We start from the raw sequence: 19,129 nt of genomic DNA on the forward strand, positions 1-19,129 counted from the left end.
ACTTATCGGTAGTTAACCCTTCCTCCTACACTCTCCACAATCATGTCCGAGCGTTGCACTTATTATCTGAATTCGCTCATAAATAATAAATTCAACTATCATTCATATTGTGAATGATTATGGAGCTCAAGCGTGGATTATAATAACCTGCCGGAACAGCGAATAGCCGAGCGACCCGAAGAAGATAAGCCGCAAATCTTCCGAACGTTACGCAATATCGACCTCAATTTATTGACCATCTTTGAGGCGGTATATGTGCACAAAGGGATTGTGAATGCCGCGCGAGTGCTTAATCTGACGCCTTCCGCAATTAGTCAATCCATTCAAAAATTACGAACAATATTTCCCGATCCGCTTTTTATTCGTAAAGGTCAGGGCGTGACGCCGACGGCCTATGCCTCGCATTTGCACGAATACATCAGCCAGGGTCTGGAGTCGATTCTCGGCGCACTGGACCTCACCGGCAGCTACGACAAACAGCGGACAATCACCATCGGTACACCACCGTCGCTAGGTGCGATCGTCATTCCGGTTATCTGGCGGGCAATCAAAGAGACCGCACCACATCTGGTGATGCGTAACATCCCTATCCACGATGCCGAAAACCAGCTTAGCCAGTTCCAGACCGATCTCATCATTGACACCAATATTCCGACAGCCCGCACCCTGAGCCATCATGCACTTTATACGGACCGCCTGATGCTGGTTTGCCGTGAAGGACACCCTTGCCTGCGTTCGACCATCAATGAAGATATCCTGCAACACTACGAACACACCTTATTGATGTTAGAGGGACAAAACCTGAGTGCGTTGCGTCAGCGTGTTCAGGATCTGTTCCCTGAACGTCACGTCAGTTTTAGCAGTTACAATATGTTCACTATTGCAGCACTGATTGGCAACAGTGATATGTTGGGGCTAATGCCGACCCGTCTGTTTAAACTTTTCAGCGCATGCTGGCCTCTGGTGGAAATTGATTTCCCGCCTGTCAGCAACGAAAGACTTGATGTTTCTTTATATTACAATAAGTTAAACCTGCGCGATCCGGTACTTGAAAACGTCATCAACGTAATCCGTCGCGCGTTCTGAAGCACGCTACAGCCTGGCAAAACGGCTAAATTCTTCTGGGCATATGGTACAAAACAACAACTATTTTACATTTTGCCCAGTTGCCAGGCTGCTTTCTGCCCCATATCAGTGCTATACTGCACGCCGTTAATTCAAAAATAGTTGATAAATACAACATTCCCTTGAATTGAAACACTTACTTCGTTATCCGCAACTGGAACACGCACGCTATGAGTAAACCCATTGTGATGGAACGCGGTGTTAAGTACCGCGATGCCGATAAAATGGCTCTTATCCCGGTTAAAAACGTGGCAACAGAGCGCGAAGCCCTGTTGAGAAAACCGGAATGGATGAAGATCAAACTTCCGGCAGATTCGTCCCGTATTCAGGGCATCAAGGCAGCCATGCGCAAGAACGGGCTGCACTCGGTTTGCGAAGAAGCGTCCTGCCCGAACCTGGCAGAGTGTTTCAATCACGGCACGGCAACCTTTATGATCCTCGGCGCTATCTGTACGCGTCGCTGTCCGTTCTGCGATGTGGCACACGGTCGTCCTGTCGCGCCTGACGCTAACGAACCGACCAAACTGGCGCAGACTATCGCCGACATGGGGCTGCGTTATGTTGTTATCACCTCCGTAGACCGTGATGACCTGCGTGACGGTGGCGCTCAGCATTTCGCTGACTGTATCACCGCCATTCGCGAGAAAAACACGACCATCAAGATTGAGACGCTGGTACCGGACTTCCGTGGTCGTATGGATCGCGCACTTGAGATCATTACCGCGACCCCGCCAGATGTGTTTAACCACAACCTGGAGAACGTGCCACGCGTTTATCGTCAGGTACGTCCGGGCGCAGACTATAACTGGTCACTGAAGCTGCTGGAGCGCTTTAAAGAAGTCCATCCGGACATCCCGACCAAATCCGGTCTGATGGTAGGCCTTGGTGAAACCAACGCGGAAATCGTTGAGGTTATGCGTGACCTGCGCCGTCATGGCGTCACCATGCTGACGCTGGGCCAGTATCTGCAGCCAAGCCGTCATCACCTGCCGGTTCAGCGTTATGTCAGCCCGGAAGAGTTTGACGAAATGAAAGAGGAAGCGCTGGCGATGGGTTTCACGCATGCAGCATGCGGCCCATTCGTGCGTTCGTCCTACCACGCAGACCTGCAAGCCAAAGGCATTGAAGTTAAATAATGCGGTAATATCTGATTACACTTGCCATAAAAAAACCGGCCATTTGCGCCGGTTTTTTTATGCTGCACGAATGGGCTTACTCTTTATGAGAAAGCTTTTCGGCCGGAACGTCGTCTTCCGCAGTTTTCTTAGCAGTGGTGTCATCGTCATTCATGGCTTTTTTAAAGCCCTTAATCGCCGTGCCAAGATCACCGCCCAGCGTACGAAGTTTTTTGGTACCAAACAGCAGAACGACCAGTGCGGCCACGACCAGCAATTTGGTAATACTAATCTCACCCATAGATACCTTCTTTCATAAAACGGACTGCGTAAAGCACCATTATAACCTGATGTCATTAACGGTCATTCGACGCGCGCACACAATAGCAATCTGTAACGAGATGAATCAAGCATTGTTTAAAAAAACATCACATCAGCTGCGGCGGAGCGAAACGTCGGTTGCGCAGTACAGGGAGTTTTTCCCGCGTCTGCGCGACGCGCTGCTGTGTAATCTCCGCCATGATGAGCTGCGGGGCTTCCCCTGCGGCGGCGACCGTGACCCCCTGAGGGTCGACCACCTGGCTCCGGCCAATGTTTTTGTTACCGCATTCACCTGACGCCACGATATAACAGGTCGTGTCCAGCGCGCGTGCCGCCAGCAACGTCTCCCAGTGCTGCTCTTTGAGCGGCCCTCGTACCCACGCGGCAGGCAGAACCAGAATATCGGCCCCCTGCAGCGCCAGCGACAACGCCAGCTCCGGAAAGCGTAAATCATAACAGGTCATCAACCCGACCTTCATCCCGTCTACGTCAATTAACGGTGCGATTTCATGCCCTGAATCCACGCGCTCTGATTCCTGCATGTTAAACGCGTCGTACAGATGCAGTTTGGCGTAATGGGTAAGAATGCGCCCCTCACGCAGCACCACCAGCGTATTTACCGCCCTGCCTGGCGAGGAGGGCACGTGGATCGTCAAAACGGTTGTCAGTGCATTCTTACGGCTCTCCTCCAGCAACAGGCTTAAAAAGCCACCATCCAGCGCCTGAGCCGATTTCACCGACATATAAGGGTCATTATCATCCCGCGCCAGTAACGCCTCCGGAAGCACCAACAGCGACGCCAGCTGGCCTGCCGCTTGTGCCATCAGCGCGACACAGGTGCGGGCATTGGTTTGCCAGTCCGGAGTCACAACAAACTGCCCTGCTGCCACAATCATCTTTTTCTCCTGATTCAGTCGCCATAGCCAGTATTCCGCTTCGGCGCCACACTCACCACTCTAACAAATCAAATAGCAGGATTTCCCCGTGTTACAACTTCTTTTAGCCGTATTTATTGGTGGTGGGACGGGCAGCGTGGCCCGTTGGGCACTCAGCATGAAGCTCAATCCCGCCCACCACGCCATTCCGCTGGGGACACTCACCGCGAATCTGATGGGCGCATTTATCATTGGAATGGGGCTGGCGTGGTTTAACCGCATGACCCATATCGACCCGATGTGGAAAGTGTTGTTGACCACGGGTTTTTGTGGCGGTTTGACAACCTTTTCGACTTTTTCGGCGGAAGTGGTGTTTTTGCTGCAGGAAGGGCGTTTTAGCTGGGCGTTGCTCAACGTGGCCGTCAATCTGCTGGGATCATTTGCGATGACCGCACTCGCATTCTGGCTGTTTTCCAACGTGAGTACAAATTAAGGGCAAAAAAAACCCGCCTTGAAGGCGGGTTTTGAAATTCTGTCTTATTGCTAACTTAGATAGGCATCACGTTAGCAGCAGAAGGACCTTTAGCACCGTTAGTGATTTCGAACTCTACGCGCTGACCTTCAGCCAGAGTTTTGAAACCATTGCTCTGGATTGCAGAGAAGTGTACGAACACGTCTTTGCTGCCATCTTCCGGAGTAATGAAACCGAATCCTTTGGACTCATTAAACCACTTAACGTTACCTTTAATCTTAGACATCAATATTACCTTTACATGAAAAACGACACAAATGCTGTGTCGAGTTACAGTACAACAATTGTGAAGACTTTTGTCCAGTCGTTATTCATCAAAAAGTGATAAATGTCGCTAAGTTTTCACAAAGCTGCTGTTTATGTGGGATTCGCATCAATGGTTAAGAATTAACCGCCCCCAAAATGCTACCCCACGCGAGTGAGACGTGGCATTTTACCCCAAATTAGCGACGACGATGAAGCAGTTCGTATACGGCCGGGATCACAAACATCGACAATAATGGCGCGGTCACCATGCCGCCAATCATCGGTGCGGCAATACGGCTCATCACCTCCGAACCACTTCCTCCACCCCACATTATCGGTAACAGGCCCGCCATGATAGTGGCAACGGTCATCACTTTTGGCCGCACACGCAGAACCGCCCCTTCGTGAATCGCTCGCCTTAACATTGCATGGCCGCCATCCGGGTCGAGTTTGCGGTATTTCTCCAGCGCATGATTGAGATAAAGCACCATAATCACGCCAAACTCGGCCGCCACGCCCGCCAGCGCGATAAAGCCAACGGCCCCCGCCACCGACAAGTTATATCCCAGCAGCCACAACAACCAGACACCGCCAATCAGCGAGAACGGTAAGGTTCCCATGATCAACAACGCGTCGGAAATGCGCTTGAAGGTGATAAACAGCAGGACAAATATGATCAGCAGCGTCACGGGCAACACGACTTTCAGTTTCGCCGTCGCCCGCTCCAGATACTCAAACTGCCCGGACCATGAGAGCGTCACCCCCTGCGGCAATTTCACCTGTTCGCCAACCCGCTGCTGCATATCGTCCACGGCCGATTTAAGGTCACGTCCGCGTAAATCGACGTAGATCCAGTTCGACAGGCGCGCGTTCTCGCTTTTCAGCATTGGTGGGCCTTCTTTCACCACAATGTCCGCCAGCTCGCCCAACGCAATCTGACTGCCATTTTCGGTGATCACCGGCAGCGCTCGAAGATCCTGAACGTTATCGCGAATTTCGCGCGGATAGCGAATGTTGATCGGAAAACGTTCGCGGCCCTGCAACACTTCACCGACGTTTTCCCCGCCGACTAAGGTTGAGACCAGCGACTGTAGCTCTTTGACCGAAACACCGTAGCGTGCGGCCTGTTGACGGTTGATATTGATATCCACATAGCGCCCGCCCGCCAGCCTTTCCGCCAGCGCTGATGTCACGCCAGGCACGGTTTTCACAACCTGCTCGATTTGCTGAGCCACACGCTCGATGTCGGCAATGTTATTACCGTTCACCTTTATCCCCACCGGGCTTTTGATCCCCGTCGCCAGCATATCCAGGCGGTTACGAATCGGTGGTACCCAGACGTTGGCAATCCCCGGCAGGCTGACCGTTTTATCCAGCTCTTCCACCAGTTTTTCCGGCGTCATGCCGGGCCGCCACTGTTCCCGGGGCTTAAATCGAATGGTGCTCTCGATCATGGTTAACGGCGCGGGGTCCGTCGCGCTTTCCGCCCTGCCCGCTTTACCGAAGACACTTTCCACTTCCGGAACCGTTTTGATTAGTCTGTCCGTCTGCTGTAACAGTCTTGCCGCTTCCCGTGCCGAAATCCCCGGCAGCGTCGACGGCATATATAGCAGATCCCCCTCATTCAGCGGCGGCATAAATTCACTGCCCAGGCGACTAAGTGGCCAGAGTGTGGCAACCAGCAGCAACAAGGCCACGCCAATGGTCGCTTTCGGCCAGCTCAGCACCCGATCCAGCAAGGGTTCATAGGCACGAATCAGAAAACGGTTGATGGGGTTCGCTTTTTCATCCGGGATCTTCCCACGGATAAACAGCGCCATCAGTACCGGCACCAGGGTGATACCCAGACCCGCCGCCACCGCCATTGACCAGGTTTTGGTAAACGCCAGCGGCGAGAACATTCGCCCTTCCTGCGCTTCGAGTGAAAACACCGGAATAAACGACAGGGTGATAATCAGCAGACTGCAAAACAGCGCGGGGCCGACTTCCACCGCCGACTGCTCCGACAAACGCCAGTAATCTGCCGCCGCCAGCTTGCGCCCGGGATTATCGTGCCGCCACTGCTCCAGCACTTTGTGCATGTTTTCAATCATCACTATCGCGGCATCCACCATCGCACCAATAGCGATAGCAATCCCGCCCAGCGACATGATGTTGGCGTTAATGGCCTGATAATGCATGACAATAAACGCCCCCAGGATACCAAGTGGCAGGGAGACAATCGCCACCAGCGCCGAGCGAAAGTGAAACAGGAACAGCGTACAAACCAGCGCCACCACAATAAACTCTTCGATAAGTTTATGAGTCAGGGTCTCTACCGCATGCTCAATCAGGGTGGAGCGGTCGTAAACCGGGACGATTTCCACCCCGGCAGGCAGGGTTTTCTGCACCGCCTGTAGTTTTTCGTTCACCGCATGAATAGTTTCCAGCGCGTTTTTGCCGTAGCGCATCACAATGATGCCGCCCGCCACTTCGCCTTCGCCGTTGTACTCCGCAACCCCACGCCGCAGCTCCGGCCCAAGCCGCACGCTGGCAACATCCGAGAGCCCGACCGGCACCCCTTCACTGCTGGTAATGACGATATGGCGGAAATCCTCCAGCGTCTGCAAATAGCCGGTGGTGCGCACCATAAATTCGGCCTCGCCCATCTCCAGCAGCGCGCCGCCGCTCTCCTGATTTGCCGACTGTACGGCGGTGATCAACTGCTCGTGGGTGATGTTCAACGCCCGCATCCGTGCCGGATCCGGCAGGATCTGATATTGCCTGACCATCCCGCCGACGCTGGCCACCTCCGCCACATTGGGCACCGTTTTCAGCTCAAATTTCAGCGTCCAGTCCTGCAATGCACGCAGGTCGGCAAGATTATGTTTCCCGCTGCGATCAACCAGCGCGTATTCGTAGATCCAGCCTACGCCAGTCGCATCCGGCCCCAGCGCGACGTTAACCCCGGCAGGCAGCGACGTCTGGATCTGGCTTAAATTCTCCAGCACCCGCGAACGCGCCCAATACAGGTCGGTATCATCGTCAAACAGCACATAGACGTAGGCATCACCAAACATCGAGTAACCGCGTACCGTTTTAGCTCCCGGTACCGACAACATCGCCGTCGTCAGCGGATAAGTGACCTGGTTTTCGATGATTTGCGGCGCTTTACCCGGATAGCTGGCACGAATAATCACCTGCACATCCGAGAGATCCGGCAAAGCATCAAGCGGTGCGCGCTGTACTGACCACACCCCCCAGCCCGTCAACACCAGTGCAGCAAGTAGGATCAGCAGTCGGTTACGCAACGATGCACGAATAATGGCGGCTATCATTTCATCGCCTCCGTCGCAGGCATCAGGTGGGTGATCACCGCACCGTTTTCATCATCGAGGGTAAAACTGAACATCACGCGATCGCCGGGTTTGAGGGTGGAAACCGGCATTTTGAGCACGAAATCCATCGTCATCGCCCCCCAGTTCAGCGCCGGAATGGGTTGATGCGCCAGCGTGATGCTGCCCTCCTCAATCGCTTTGATCACCCCGGTGGTTTCGTACTCCTGCGCCTTTTTCTGCTCGGGTGCTGTCATTTGCGCGGCGTCACCCGGCAGTGCGCTGCGCAAGCTGGCTTCGGAATCGATCAGGAACTGGCCGGAGGTGACCACGGTATCGCCCTCTTTAAGCCCCGAAAGTACTTCCGTCCAGCCTTGCGACGTTCTGCCCGTCGTGACATTCACCGCCTGGAAATGCCCTTCTCCGGAAGCCAGCAATACGCGGCTTGCCGTTCCGGTTTCAATCAATGCCTCTTCGGGGATCGCCAGCACCGCAGGCTGCTGCGAACTTTCTGGCTGTGTTACCGTCAGGAACATGCCAGGTTTCAGTTTTTGCTGCGGGTTATCCAGTACGATGCGCGCTTTTAACGTGCGCGTGGTAGTCTCCAGTTGTGGCAACAGTTCACTGACCCGGCCATGAAATTGCTCACCCGGCCAGCTTGAGGAAGCCGCAATAATATCGCAGCCCGCACTCAGGGTTTGCGCCTGGCTTTGCGGGTAGTCCACCACCAGCCAGACGGGATCGAGGCTGGCAAGCTCAAACAGGGTCTGCGCCTGAGCAATCTGCGCCCCTTCCCGTGAATCCAGCTTCACCACATAGCCCGCGCGGTCGGCGCGCAGCGTCAGGCGAGTCTGCGGTTTACCGCCGCGTTCTACCGCCTGAATTATCGCTTCTGGCATAAACTGCAGTGCCAGGCGATCGCGCGCGGCACGCGTCAGCGCACCGTCACCCAGTTGGCGTACGGCCAGATACTCCTGCTGCGCCGTCGTCCATTGCGGGATCCATAACTGCGCCAGCGGCTCACCTTTTTTCACCCACTGCTGCGGCGCGCGGACAAACAGTTTTTCCACCACTCCGTTGGCAGGAGAAGAGACCGTCTGGATGCTGCGCTCATCGGTTGTCACCGTAGCAAAGGCAGAAAAAGAGGGAGCCAGCACGCGCTTCACCACGCTCGCGGTGACCATCCCGAGGTTTTGCTGCTGGCGCGCACTCACGGTCACGCCGCTATCGGAAGCCCCTTCATCCGCATAACGCGGCACCAGCGGCATATCCATAAAGGGTGATTTCCCCGGTTTATCGAAGCGCTGCCCCGGCACCATTGGATCGTACCAGTAGAGGACTTTTCGTTCCGCATTCGCACTGGCGTGATCGTGAGTATCGGCTGTCGGTACAACCTGGTGTCGGCCTGCAATATAGCCCGCCGCAGTTGCCATGCAGGCCGCAATCAGGACCGCTAAAACTGTTTTTTTCATTGCACCCGCTCCTGAGGAATCAACCAATGGATGGCGGCCCATGTCCGTGCCATCTCTTTCTCCGCCTGATAAGCCGCCAGTTCGCTGTCGAGAACCGTGCGGCGCGCGTCCAGCAATTCCGGTAATTGCGTCTGCCCGGCGCGATACTGTGCCGCCATCAGCGAGGCACGTTTGCGCACCAGCGGCAGGACGTCATCACGCTGGCGTGTCCACAGCGCCTGTGCCGCGTTATATTCAGCAATCAATGTGCGGACTTGCGCCACGTGCTCGCGTTCGGTCTGCGCCAGTTGGTCGTTGGCCTGCATCGAACGGGAAAGATCCGCCGCGTGGTCTTTGTCCTGGCGCTGTGATTTAAAGAGCGGTAAATCGACGGTAAACATCACCCCGGCCATGTCTTCGTATCCTTCGGCGCGACGGCCATACCAGACTTCCACCTCCACATCCGGAATGGCGGCAACCGCAGACTCGGCGGAACGCGCCTTCGCACTGTTCGCTTCGCTGGCGGCGGCAATCATTTCCGGATGCTGTGCAACGCCCTGCTCCAGGGTGTGCTCATCGGCAGGCAGGCGTTCATAGCGCGGTAAATCACCAGCAATAGTGGTGACAGGCTGCCCGGTCAGTTGAGTCAAACGGGTTTGGGCCACCTGCACATCCCGTTCGGCAAGGGTGACTTTGTCGCGCATCCCGCTCAGGCCAATCTGGAAGGCCAGCACACTGTCCGGAGCCGCATTGCCTGCGCTGACACTGGCTTTCTGCGCCCCCTGCTGGGCGGTAGTTTCCGCCAGCAGCTTGCGCGCAGTTTGCAGAGCGCGTGTGGAAAGCGCCAGATCTAACCACGCCTGCGCCGCATCACGCTGCAAGGTTGCACGGGCCACCGAGGATTTCGCGCTCACGCTTTGTGCCTGCGCCAGCAGCGTTTCGGCTTTGCGGTCGCGTTTTTCAGCGCTGACATATTGTTGCATCACGCCAACGCGCTGCATGGTCATGCCTTCACGGGTAAAACGGTGATCGTTGCTGCCCTGTACGGGCAGGTTTTCAATACCGAATTTCAGCTTCGGATCGGGGAGTTGACGGGCCGAATCCGCCATCGCATCCAGCGCTCGCACTTCGTTGCGGTTGGCAGATAATTCGGCAGAGTAGCGTTCTGCAGCGGCAAGGGTTTGCGTGAGCGTCAGTGACTCCGCCTGCGCGGCGGAGCACATTAAGCCCAGCAACACCCCGCCGAACCCAAGGCTCAGGGAGTATCGTTTCATCCTGCCCCCGTTATTCTTGCGGTGTCAGAGAAACGATCTGGTAGCCGTTCGCGTTCTGCACAAACGCGAAGTTGACCTTTTCACCCACGCTCAGCTGCGATGGCGTCGTTTCCGGCAGATCAAACTGCATGGTCATCGGCGGCCAGTTGAGATCGGGGATAGCGTTGTGGGAGATGGAAACGGACTGTGGCGTGATTTTTTTGATAACGCCCTGGGACTGGTAAACATGTGCCTGCATGGACGCGTGCTGCGCCATGTCATGATTCATGTCGTGGTTCATATCGTGCGCTTGCACGGCGGAAAAAGAGAGTACAGCCAGCACGCCTGTCAGCGCGTGAAGAATATAAGAACGCATAGTAAAACTCCTGTTAATCGAAAATTAATTAAAATTCAATGAATTAACAGTTTTTTTACTCGCGAAACCGGCAAAAACGAATCGTTGCCGGTGGCCCTGCTGCGGGGGCGTGAGTGACCAGCCTTCACTGACGGTATCAACGCAAACGGGTTTAGCGACAGCCACGGTCATACTGACGGGGAGCGCAACCGGCGTATGGTGACCGGTGTCTTTTTGCGCCACATCCGGCACGCAATGCTTGTCGCACAATGGGGCTTTCATCAGATGGGCAGGCGGCTGCATAGCATTATCGGTCATCATATGATCGTAATGCTGTGCCATTACCGCCTCGCCCTGCACATCCAGGTCGCAATCATGGGAGGCTATCGCCACCTGACTCTGGATTAATAGCCAGCCGAACGCGATCAGCAACATCATCAGATGCCGCTTCATGACGCGTAAACGACTCACCCAGCCAGTGTGCATAATAACCTGTCAATCAATACGGAGACTGTGGGCGAATATAGGCGCTGATATTTTTATTTTTAAAGGATTTTTTGATTAATTTACGCGGCCCAATTATTCGCAACCAAAGAATCCAAATTTATTAACTTTTTATTTTCTTTTGAGATCAAAATATACCCACTCTTTTTTACGAGTTTCGGCAACCCCATTTCTGGTATTTTGCGGCAAACAAGCAAATTTGCGCGATAATATACTCAAAACGATCCTTCCTTGATTTTAATCATCTACTCAGTATCGGTTATTCGGCACATTGCGTTTCTTCCATTTCCGGTAGTCGTTTTTCCTGTTCTTTACGCTGGGATCCAGAACATTATGTTAACGTTTATTGAACTTCTGATTGGCGTCGTGGTAATCGTCGGTGTCGCGCGCTATATCATCAAAGGTTACTCAGCCACCGGCGTACTGTTCGTCGGCGGTCTGGCATTATTAATCGTCAGTGCGCTGATGGGGCACAAAGTCCTGCCGGGCAGCGCCACCAGTACGGGCTACACCGCAACGGACATCGTTGAATACATCAAAATTTTGCTGATGAGCCGCGGTGGCGACCTCGGCATGATGATCATGATGCTCTGTGGTTTTGCCGCCTACATGACCCACATCGGTGCCAACGACATGGTCGTGAAGCTGGCATCCCGCCCGCTGCGTTTTATTAACTCGCCCTATTTATTGATGATCGCCGCCTATTTTGTCGCCTGTCTGATGTCTCTGGCGGTCTCATCGGCAACCGGCCTTGGCGTATTATTAATGGCAACGCTCTTCCCGGTCATGGTCAACGTGGGAATAAGCCGCGGTGCCGCCGCGGCTATTTGTGCCTCTCCGGCCGCGATTATTTTGTCGCCAACCTCCGGGGATGTGGTTCTCGCCGCGAAAGCCGCAGAAATGCCGCTGATCGACTTCGCCTTTAAAACCACGCTGCCTATTTCGATTGCCGCCATTATCTTTATGGCCATCGCCCACTATTTCTGGCAGCGCTATCTGGATAAAAAAGAGAACATCACCGCAGAGATGCTGGATGTGAAAGACATCACCACCACCGCTCCGTCTTTCTACGCCATTCTGCCATTTACTCCGATCATCGGCGTGTTAATTTTCGACGGCAAATGGGGTCCGGAACTGCATATCATCACCATCCTGGTTATCTGTATGCTGATCGCTGCGGTGCTGGAATTTTTCCGTGGCTTTAATACACAAAACGTCTTTTCCGGGCTGGAAGTGGCCTATCGCGGCATGGCAGATGCCTTCGCCGGCGTGGTGATGCTGCTGGTTGCGGCTGGCGTTTTCGCTCAGGGTCTTAGCACCATCGGCTTTATCCAAAGTCTGATTTCCATCGCCACCTCGTTTGGCTCCGCAAGTATCATTCTGATGCTGGTACTGGTCATTCTCACCATGCTGGCGGCGATGACAACGGGTTCCGGTAACGCGCCGTTCTATGCGTTTGTCGAGATGATCCCGAAACTGGCGCACGAGTCAGGCATCAACCCGGCTTATCTCTCCATTCCGATGCTGCAGGCTTCGAACCTTGGTCGCACCATTTCCCCGGTTTCCGGTGTAGTGGTTGCCGTTGCCGGTATGGCCAACATCTCCCCGTTTGAAGTGGTGAAACGGACGTCCGTGCCGGTCATCGTGGGTCTGATCGTGGTGATCGTGGCAACGGAAATCCTGGTTCCAGGCGCCGCCGTACGCTAACGCCCTGTCCTGCCTGAATGCAAAAAGCGCCTCCCCGGCGCTTTTTGTGCTTTAATAACTTAAGGAAATTATCCAAGCACATTCATCAGGATCAGAAATGTTCAGAAAGGGACTCGTCGCCAGTCTGGGTGTCGCCGCGGCGATGCTGTCGCTCACCTCCGTTCACGCTGCCCCACTCGAGCCCAAACAGTACGGTGATTTTGACCGCTACGTGCTTGCACTTTCGTGGCAAACCGGTTTTTGCCAAAGTCAGCACGACCGTGGGGGACGCGAGCCGGACGAATGCCGACTGCAAAAAGAGCTGCCGCAAAAAGTGGATTTTCTGACCGTACACGGCCTTTGGCCTGGTCTGCCGAAATCTATCGCCGCACGCGGCGTGGATGAAAAGCGCTGGATGCGATACGGCTGCGCCACGCGCCCTGTCCCCAATATGCCTGAGGCGAAAATTAGCCAGAAATGTTCTGCTGCAGAAACCGGGCTGTCGCTGGAAATGGCGGATAAACTCAACGCCGTGATGCCGGGTGCAGGCGGTGCATCGTGCCTGGAGCGCTACGAATACGCCAAACACGGTGTCTGCTTCGGCTTCGACCCGGACGCGCTGTTCGGGACAATGGTCCGGATGAATCAGGAAGTGAAACGTAGCGCACCGGGGCTGTTTCTGGCGAACAACTACGGCAAACACATCAGCCGCAGTGATTTCGATGCCGCCGTAGCCCAGGCCTGGGGAGCGAATGGCGTTAAAGCCGTAAAACTCACCTGTAGCGGCAATCCGGCCTACCTTACCGAAATGCAAATCGCCATTGACGCACGGGCAATCAACGCGCCGCTTTCTGCAAAATCTCTGCTGGCGCAGCCACATCCGGGTAACTGCGGGAACGACTTTATTATTGACCGCGTCGGTTATTGATCCTGCCAGGCTTCATGCTAAAGACACAAACCCGGCAAATGTGAGCTAAGTCACTTCAAAGTTGTGTGCAGTCTCAGTATCATCCGAAGAGTTAAACCCTCGCTGCCAGACGGCGAGGGTTTTTCTTTGGATCAATCTGGCGGGATTTCGCCTCATGACATGGAGTAATAGATGTCCAGACCTGCAATTATCATCAATGAACTTGACGCTGAGCGCATTGACCGTCTGCTGGAGCAACCCGCTCACGCCAGTCTGCCGGTCGCAAAAGTGCTGAATGACGAGCTGGATCGCGCGCAAATGTGCGCCCCCGAAGCGATGCCAGCCAACGTGGTAACCATGAACAGCACGGTAAAATTCCGTGAGCTGAAAAGTGGCGAGATCCGCACACGTACCCTCGTGTACCCGGCGCAAATGACCGATAGCGCAACGCAGCTGTCCGTGATGGCACCCGTCGGTGCCGCATTGCTCGGTTTACGGGTGGGCGATAGCATCCACTGGGAACTGCCCGGCGGTGCAACAACCGATCTCGAAGTGCTGGAGTTAATCTACCAGCCAGAAGCAGCCGGCGAATACCTGCGCTAAGCACGCTGTTAAGGGGATGCGACCGCATCCTCTTTCCCTCTCCCAACTCACCCGAACGTCGCATATCGTTGTCCTGGTCAGGCTTCTATTGTTGTAAGAGGTTATTGCCCTGGATTCGCATATGAGCGAAACATGCATCATCGCCCTTAGCTATCTTATCGTGGTGGCGATTATCATCGTGGCCGTGCTTTACCTCGAGCGATACTGGTAAAAACCTGTTTCCCCGCAAAAAACAACCCACTTTCACTGCAACTCATAGATTTAATAAATATTTGCCAACCACTTAGCAGAATAAAAACGTCATTTATGCTGAAATATCCTGGACATAATCTACAGGGAGACACGTTTATGTATCAGACAATCATTATGCCGGTTGATGTTTTCGAAATGGAGTTAAGCGACAAAGCCGTGCGTCACGCAGAATTCCTTGCTCAGGACACTGGCATCATCCATTTACTGCATGTGCTGCCCGCATCGTCCAGCCTGAGCCTGCACCGGTTCGCCGCCGATATACGTCGGTTTGAAGAGCATTTGCAACAGGAAGCGCAAACCCGCCTGAACACGATGATGGGGCATTTCTCCATCAGCCCGGAACGTATCCGGACCCATGTCCGCCTGGGAAGCGTGCGCGATGTGGTCAACGAAATGGCAGAAGAGCTGCATGCGGATATGGTGGTGATTGGTTCCCGTAACCCGTCTATAACTACCCATTTGCTGGGGTCGAATGCCTCAAGCGTGGTGCGCCATGCACACATTCCTGTGTTAGTGGTACGGTGACAAAAAAAGAGGCTGCCCTTAGGCAGCCTCTTGATTATTGCAGGTGTAGTCCCTTCATTCTTCAGGCTGCATATGCGTTGGCTTCATGCAGCCCGAATTATTTTGGGCTCGTCTTACTTTCTTTCTTCTTATGCACTCTTGGTACGGATCAGGTAGTCGAACGCGCTCAGAGAGGCTTTCGCACCCTCGCCAGTGGCGATGATAATTTGTTTGTACGGCACCGTGGTGCAGTCACCCGCCGCGAACACGCCTTTGACGCTGGTTTCGCATTTCGCGTCGATGATGATTTCGCCCATGCGGTTACGCTCAATCGTGCCTTCCAGCCAGGTGGTATTCGGCAGCAAACCAATCTGCACAAAAATCCCTGCCAGCTCGATGTGGTGTACGTCGCCGCTTACGCGGTCACGGTACTCAAGACCTGTCAGTTTAGAGCCATCGCCCATCACCTCAGTGGTCTGCGCATTCAGGATGATGTCGACATTTTTCAGGCTGCGCACTTTATCCTGCAGCACCTGGTCAGCTTTCATCTCCGGCGCAAATTCCAGCAGGGTGACATGCTCAACAATCCCCGCGAGATCAATAGCCGCTTCAACGCCGGAGTTACCGCCGCCGATGACCGCCACGCGTTTGCCTTTAAACAGCGGGCCATCGCAGTGTGGGCAGTAGGTCACGCCCTTGGTGCGATACTGATCTTCACTCGGCACGTTCATGTTGCGCCATTTCGCACCGGTCGCAATAATGATGCTGCGTGCTTTCAGCACCGCACCTGAGGCAGTTTCAATCTGATGCAAGCCACCTTCTACCGCAGCCGGCGTCAGTTTGGTTGCGCTCTGGGAATCAATCACATCCACATCGTATTCCGACACGTGTGCTTTCAGCGCACCCGCCAGTTTCTGACCTTCGGTTTTCGGCACGGAGATGTAGTTTTCGATATCTACGGTATCCAGTACCTGACCACCGAAACGCTCACCCATCAGGCCGGTACGAATACCTTTACGTGCAGAGTAAACCGCCGCTGCCGCGCCGGACGGACCGGAGCCAACGATCAACACATCGTAGGCATCACGTTTGTTCAGCTCGTCTGCCGCACGTTTTTCTGCGCCGGTATCGACTTTCGCCACGATCTCAGCCAACGTCATACGGCCCTGACCGAACTCTTTACCGTTAACGAACACCGCCGGAACACCCATCACGTTGCGATCGGTGATTTCATTCTGGAAAGTGCCGCCGTCAATCGCCGTATGTTTGATGCGTGGGTTCAGCACCGCCATCAGGTTAAACGCCTGCACCACGTCCGGGCAGTTGTGGCAGGTGAGCGAGTAATAGGTTTCAAACTCAAAATCATCGTCGATATCACGAATCTGCTCAAGCAGAGACTGTGCTTCTTTCGACGGATGACCACCAGTCCACAGCAGGGCCAGAACCAGTGACGTAAATTCATGACCCAACGGTGAGCCCGCAAAGCGCGGCCCCTGGTCAGAACCTGGGTTAGTAATCAGGAACGACGGCTTGCGCACCGCCAGGGTGTTGTCTTCTTTGAAAGAGACTTTGTCTGACAGTTCAGCGATCTCAGCCAACAGTTCCTTGATTTCTGCCGATCTGGCGCTGTCATCCAGCGTGGCAATCAGCTCAACAGGTTTAGTCAGTTTCTCAAGGAAAGCCTTGAGCTGCGTTTTCATGTTTGTGTCGAGCATTTTTAATCTCCTGGGCTTAAAACATCATCATGCAAGCGACCACATACGAGCTGCGTGTACGCAACTTGCATCATGATGCTGGAATGAAATGGGCGCGGATGCGCCCATTAACACAGTAATTTCCGAGAATTTCGCGTCAGAGCAAGGCGGCTAGCCTGAGAGTCCCCGGGAGCTTACATCAGTAAGTGACCGGGGCGAGCAGGTGACACCGGCGCCGCTATGGCGCGAAAGACGATGGAAATTTTAGATTTTGCCAACCAGGTCCAGGGATGGAGCCAGAGTCGCGTCGCCTTCTTTCCATTTAGCCGGGCACACTTCGCCTGGGTGGGAAGCAACATACTGTGCAGCTTTGATTTTGCGCAGCAGGTCAGATGCATCACGGCCGATACCTTCAGCGGTAACTTCGATAGCCTGGATGATACCCTGCGGGTCAACGATGAAGGTGCCACGGTCAGCCAGGCCTTCGTCTTCGCGCATGATTTCGAAGTTACGGGTCAGGGCGCCAGTCGGGTCGCCGATCATCGCGTATTTGATTTTAGCGATGGTGTCAGAGCTGCTGTGCCATGCTTTGTGAGTAAAGTGGGTGTCAGTAGAAACGGAGTAAACGTCTACGCCCAGTTTCTGCAGTTCTGCATGATGGTCAGCTAAGTCACCCAGTTCAGTCGGGCATACGAAAGTGAAGTCAGCCGGATAGAAGAAGAAGACGCTCCAGCGGCCTTCGGTATCTTTCTCAGTAACTTCTACGAACTCACCGTTTTTGAACGCCTGGTTTTTAAAAGGTTTGATTTTGGTGTTAATTAAAGACATCTATACTTCCTCCGTGTTTTCGTTGAGGTGTAAGTTAACGATTTTTTTGCGACTCGGCTAATGCGTTTGCATTATCAAATCAATAAGCGTTAGCTAACAACCCGCACAAAACTGCTTAATGTACCGTACATGAACGTGCGATAAGGTCAGCGGGCACCCCATCGGTAAAAACAAAAAAGCCACCTCACGGGTGGCTTTAGACCTGAAATACCCGCGGGTGCTTCAGCGCCAGTCATGCTGGCATCACGCTGCGCGGCAAGGCATAAGTTGTCGCACAGACGTTGTCGATTACAACATGACCACTGTCACATAACAATGCACGGGATCCAGATACTGCCTATGGTTGTGATAGGTTTCACCGTCATCAAACTCATCTCATTGTCACATAAGGCTTTTTATGATGAAGCGTCTGCTCACCCTCTCGCTCCTTTCTTTTTACGTTCAGGCAGAAGAACTTCCTGCGCCGGTACAAGCTATTGAAAAATAAGGTATCACTATCATCAAATCCTTTGATGCGCCGGGTGGCATGAAAGGCTATCTCGGGAAGTATCAGGATTTGGGTGTCACCATCTATGTGACGCCGGACGGCAAACAGGCCATTTCCGGCTATATGTATGACACCGCGGGCACCAATCTGAGTGAGAAAATGATTCAGGATGAGATCTACTCACCGGCAGGCCGCGCACTCTGGCAGCAAATGGAAAAATCCCAATGGATTCTGGATGGTAAAAAAGACGCCCCGCGCGTGATCTATGTCTTTGCCGATCCGTTCTGCCCTTACTGCAGTCACTTCTGGCAGCAGGCTCGCCCATGGGTTGATGCCGGTAAAGTGCAAATCCGCACGCTGATGGTTGGAGTCATCAAACCCGAAAGCCCCGCAGCGGCGGCAGCTATCCTGAGCAATGCCGACCCAGCCAAAAAATGGCATGACTACGAGCAATCCGCCGGGAAAATGACGCTGGATTTACCCAAAGCCATCCCACCAGAGATCCTGAATGTACTCAATGGTAACCAGAAATTAATGGATGCATTGGGGGCAAACGCCACACCAGCCATTTACTACATGAATAATGACCATGTTCTGCAGCAAGAGGTCGGCCTGCCAGACGCGGAAAAAATGAAGCTGATTTTCGGCGAGTAAAAGTAAAAAAACCGCAGCCATGTCGAAATGCAACCCTGTGAAATAGATCACTGAGAGTTATGATTATTTCTCCGGGGTTCTTTTTTGTTACCAACAACAAATTATCGTTGCAGATTCGCGAAAAAATAAACAAAAGTACAAATTCAATGAATATAAATAATTCAAACCATTTAAAATAATTATATCATTGAAATCTATAATAAATTAAAGATTAACTCTTTGTGTAATTTTATTATCATTCTCGGTCTGATTAGGTAATCGCCTGGGATTAATTGATGGTGAAAATTAACAAGATAATTCTGGAACACGATGTTCTGGACGCTAGCATGGAAAGAATTAAATGGACATTAGATAGTGTCGTCACGAGGATAAAAATCATTGATAATAGGGCCTTCTAATCAGAAGGCCCTATTATCATGACTA

Annotated in this window: 18 protein-coding genes and 1 pseudogene; 9 read left to right on the forward strand and 10 right to left on the reverse strand. The window is 53.4% G+C overall.

From position 1 onward, the window contains the following. The first annotated feature begins 132 nt into the window (after positions 1-132). Together ACSZPU_RS13905 and lipA are read left to right on the forward strand one after the other, a co-directional pair. On the forward strand, positions 133-1,086 hold the full coding sequence (locus tag ACSZPU_RS13905; RefSeq protein WP_498999720.1) for a YbeF family transcriptional regulator: 954 nt from the start codon (positions 133-135) through the stop codon (positions 1,084-1,086). Between the two features lie 209 nt (positions 1,087-1,295). Then, entirely contained in the window at positions 1,296-2,261 is a 966-nt protein-coding gene (gene lipA, locus ACSZPU_RS13910) for a lipoyl synthase (protein WP_498999723.1), read from the forward strand. A gap of 76 nt (positions 2,262-2,337) precedes the next feature. Here lipA and tatE read toward each other — a convergent pair whose 3' ends face one another. Both tatE and ACSZPU_RS13920 read right to left on the reverse strand, forming a co-directional pair. Further along, positions 2,338-2,541, reverse strand: a complete 204-nt coding sequence (gene tatE / locus ACSZPU_RS13915; protein ID WP_047371293.1) for a twin-arginine translocase subunit TatE — start codon at positions 2,539-2,541, stop codon at positions 2,338-2,340. Between the two features lie 127 nt (positions 2,542-2,668). Next, positions 2,669-3,457, reverse strand: coding sequence for a deaminated glutathione amidase (locus ACSZPU_RS13920; RefSeq protein WP_498999726.1), 789 nt, complete (start codon positions 3,455-3,457; stop codon positions 2,669-2,671). Positions 3,458-3,545: 88 nt separating this feature from the next. Here ACSZPU_RS13920 and crcB point away from each other — a divergent pair, with 88 nt between their 5' ends. After that, the gene (gene crcB, locus ACSZPU_RS13925; protein ID WP_498999729.1) at positions 3,546-3,929 is read left to right on the forward strand and encodes a fluoride efflux transporter CrcB; all 384 of its coding nucleotides are present in this window, start codon (positions 3,546-3,548) and stop codon (positions 3,927-3,929) included. 55 nt (positions 3,930-3,984) lie between these two features. Here crcB and cspE read toward each other — a convergent pair whose 3' ends face one another. The 6 genes from cspE to ACSZPU_RS13955 form a co-directional block, all read right to left on the reverse strand. Next, on the reverse strand, positions 3,985-4,194 hold the full coding sequence (cspE, locus tag ACSZPU_RS13930; RefSeq protein WP_004100146.1) for a transcription antiterminator/RNA stability regulator CspE: 210 nt from the start codon (positions 4,192-4,194) through the stop codon (positions 3,985-3,987). Positions 4,195-4,411: 217 nt separating this feature from the next. Further along, positions 4,412-7,531, reverse strand: coding sequence for an efflux RND transporter permease subunit (locus ACSZPU_RS13935; protein WP_498999732.1), 3,120 nt, complete (start codon positions 7,529-7,531; stop codon positions 4,412-4,414). Then, positions 7,528-9,000, reverse strand: coding sequence for an efflux RND transporter periplasmic adaptor subunit (locus tag ACSZPU_RS13940; RefSeq protein WP_498999733.1), 1,473 nt, complete (start codon positions 8,998-9,000; stop codon positions 7,528-7,530). The genes ACSZPU_RS13935 and ACSZPU_RS13940 overlap by 4 nt, the downstream gene beginning before the upstream one ends. Next, positions 8,997-10,253: a TolC family protein gene (locus ACSZPU_RS13945; protein WP_498999736.1), complete on the reverse strand. Its 1,257-nt coding sequence runs from the start codon at positions 10,251-10,253 to the stop codon at positions 8,997-8,999. Before ACSZPU_RS13945 ends, ACSZPU_RS13940 begins: the two co-directional genes overlap by 4 nt. Positions 10,254-10,263: 10 nt before the next feature. Then, positions 10,264-10,608 (reverse strand): copper-binding protein, encoded by a 345-nt coding sequence (locus ACSZPU_RS13950; RefSeq protein WP_498999739.1) that lies wholly within the window; start codon positions 10,606-10,608, stop codon positions 10,264-10,266. Positions 10,609-10,632: 24 nt separating this feature from the next. Further along, entirely contained in the window at positions 10,633-11,073 is a 441-nt protein-coding gene (locus ACSZPU_RS13955; RefSeq protein ID WP_498999740.1) for a DUF2946 domain-containing protein, read from the reverse strand. Between the two features lie 351 nt (positions 11,074-11,424). Between ACSZPU_RS13955 and dcuC the strand changes: the two genes are divergently transcribed. From dcuC to uspG, 5 genes are all read left to right on the forward strand, one after another. Next, on the forward strand, positions 11,425-12,798 hold the full coding sequence (gene dcuC, locus ACSZPU_RS13960; protein WP_498999742.1) for an anaerobic C4-dicarboxylate transporter DcuC: 1,374 nt from the start codon (positions 11,425-11,427) through the stop codon (positions 12,796-12,798). 142 nt (positions 12,799-12,940) lie between these two features. Beyond that, positions 12,941-13,705, forward strand: coding sequence for a ribonuclease I (gene rna / locus ACSZPU_RS13965; protein ID WP_498999755.1), 765 nt, complete (start codon positions 12,941-12,943; stop codon positions 13,703-13,705). Positions 13,706-13,876: 171 nt separating this feature from the next. Continuing rightward, entirely contained in the window at positions 13,877-14,287 is a 411-nt protein-coding gene (gene rnk / locus ACSZPU_RS13970; protein WP_047371297.1) for a nucleoside diphosphate kinase regulator, read from the forward strand. Positions 14,288-14,408: 121 nt separating this feature from the next. Next, positions 14,409-14,498, forward strand: a complete 90-nt coding sequence (gene yldA, locus ACSZPU_RS13975) for a small membrane protein YldA (RefSeq protein ID WP_498999745.1) — start codon at positions 14,409-14,411, stop codon at positions 14,496-14,498. Between the two features lie 137 nt (positions 14,499-14,635). Further along, on the forward strand, positions 14,636-15,064 hold the full coding sequence (gene uspG / locus ACSZPU_RS13980; protein ID WP_498999748.1) for a universal stress protein UspG: 429 nt from the start codon (positions 14,636-14,638) through the stop codon (positions 15,062-15,064). Between the two features lie 128 nt (positions 15,065-15,192). Here the strand turns inward: uspG and ahpF are convergent, their stop codons facing one another. Then, positions 15,193-16,758: an alkyl hydroperoxide reductase subunit F gene (ahpF, locus tag ACSZPU_RS13985; protein ID WP_498999749.1), complete on the reverse strand. Its 1,566-nt coding sequence runs from the start codon at positions 16,756-16,758 to the stop codon at positions 15,193-15,195. Between the two features lie 243 nt (positions 16,759-17,001). After that, positions 17,002-17,565, reverse strand: a complete 564-nt coding sequence (ahpC, locus tag ACSZPU_RS13990) for an alkyl hydroperoxide reductase subunit C (RefSeq protein WP_498999752.1) — start codon at positions 17,563-17,565, stop codon at positions 17,002-17,004. 397 nt (positions 17,566-17,962) lie between these two features. Between ahpC and dsbG the strand changes: the two are divergent. Further along, a pseudogene (dsbG, locus tag ACSZPU_RS13995) lies at positions 17,963-18,706 on the forward strand (thiol:disulfide interchange protein DsbG). Positions 18,707-19,129: the final 423 nt, after the last annotated feature.

The sequence above is a fragment of the Phytobacter sp. V69 genome, assembly GCF_965644215.1.
In the GTDB taxonomy this organism is placed as follows: domain Bacteria; phylum Pseudomonadota; class Gammaproteobacteria; order Enterobacterales; family Enterobacteriaceae; genus Phytobacter.

What these genes read in the sequence shown, in the direction of transcription:
- uspG (WP_498999748.1), top strand. Translation starts at nt 14,636, where the DNA reads ATGTATCAGACAATCATTATGCCGGTTGATGTTTTCGAAATGGAGTTA.
- ACSZPU_RS13940 (WP_498999733.1), bottom strand. Translation starts at nt 9,000, where the DNA reads ATGAAAAAAACAGTTTTAGCGGTCCTGATTGCGGCCTGCATGGCAACT.
- rnk (WP_047371297.1), top strand. Translation starts at nt 13,877, where the DNA reads ATGTCCAGACCTGCAATTATCATCAATGAACTTGACGCTGAGCGCATT.
- lipA (WP_498999723.1), top strand. Translation starts at nt 1,296, where the DNA reads ATGAGTAAACCCATTGTGATGGAACGCGGTGTTAAGTACCGCGATGCC.
- ACSZPU_RS13950 (WP_498999739.1), bottom strand. Translation starts at nt 10,608, where the DNA reads ATGCGTTCTTATATTCTTCACGCGCTGACAGGCGTGCTGGCTGTACTC.
- ACSZPU_RS13920 (WP_498999726.1), bottom strand. Translation starts at nt 3,457, where the DNA reads ATGATTGTGGCAGCAGGGCAGTTTGTTGTGACTCCGGACTGGCAAACC.
- ACSZPU_RS13955 (WP_498999740.1), bottom strand. Translation starts at nt 11,073, where the DNA reads ATGCACACTGGCTGGGTGAGTCGTTTACGCGTCATGAAGCGGCATCTG.
- cspE (WP_004100146.1), bottom strand. Translation starts at nt 4,194, where the DNA reads ATGTCTAAGATTAAAGGTAACGTTAAGTGGTTTAATGAGTCCAAAGGA.
- yldA (WP_498999745.1), top strand. Translation starts at nt 14,409, where the DNA reads ATGAGCGAAACATGCATCATCGCCCTTAGCTATCTTATCGTGGTGGCG.
- ACSZPU_RS13935 (WP_498999732.1), bottom strand. Translation starts at nt 7,531, where the DNA reads ATGATAGCCGCCATTATTCGTGCATCGTTGCGTAACCGACTGCTGATC.
- tatE (WP_047371293.1), bottom strand. Translation starts at nt 2,541, where the DNA reads ATGGGTGAGATTAGTATTACCAAATTGCTGGTCGTGGCCGCACTGGTC.
- ACSZPU_RS13945 (WP_498999736.1), bottom strand. Translation starts at nt 10,253, where the DNA reads ATGAAACGATACTCCCTGAGCCTTGGGTTCGGCGGGGTGTTGCTGGGC.
- rna (WP_498999755.1), top strand. Translation starts at nt 12,941, where the DNA reads ATGCTGTCGCTCACCTCCGTTCACGCTGCCCCACTCGAGCCCAAACAG.
- ahpC (WP_498999752.1), bottom strand. Translation starts at nt 17,565, where the DNA reads ATGTCTTTAATTAACACCAAAATCAAACCTTTTAAAAACCAGGCGTTC.
- ahpF (WP_498999749.1), bottom strand. Translation starts at nt 16,758, where the DNA reads ATGCTCGACACAAACATGAAAACGCAGCTCAAGGCTTTCCTTGAGAAA.
- dcuC (WP_498999742.1), top strand. Translation starts at nt 11,425, where the DNA reads ATGTTAACGTTTATTGAACTTCTGATTGGCGTCGTGGTAATCGTCGGT.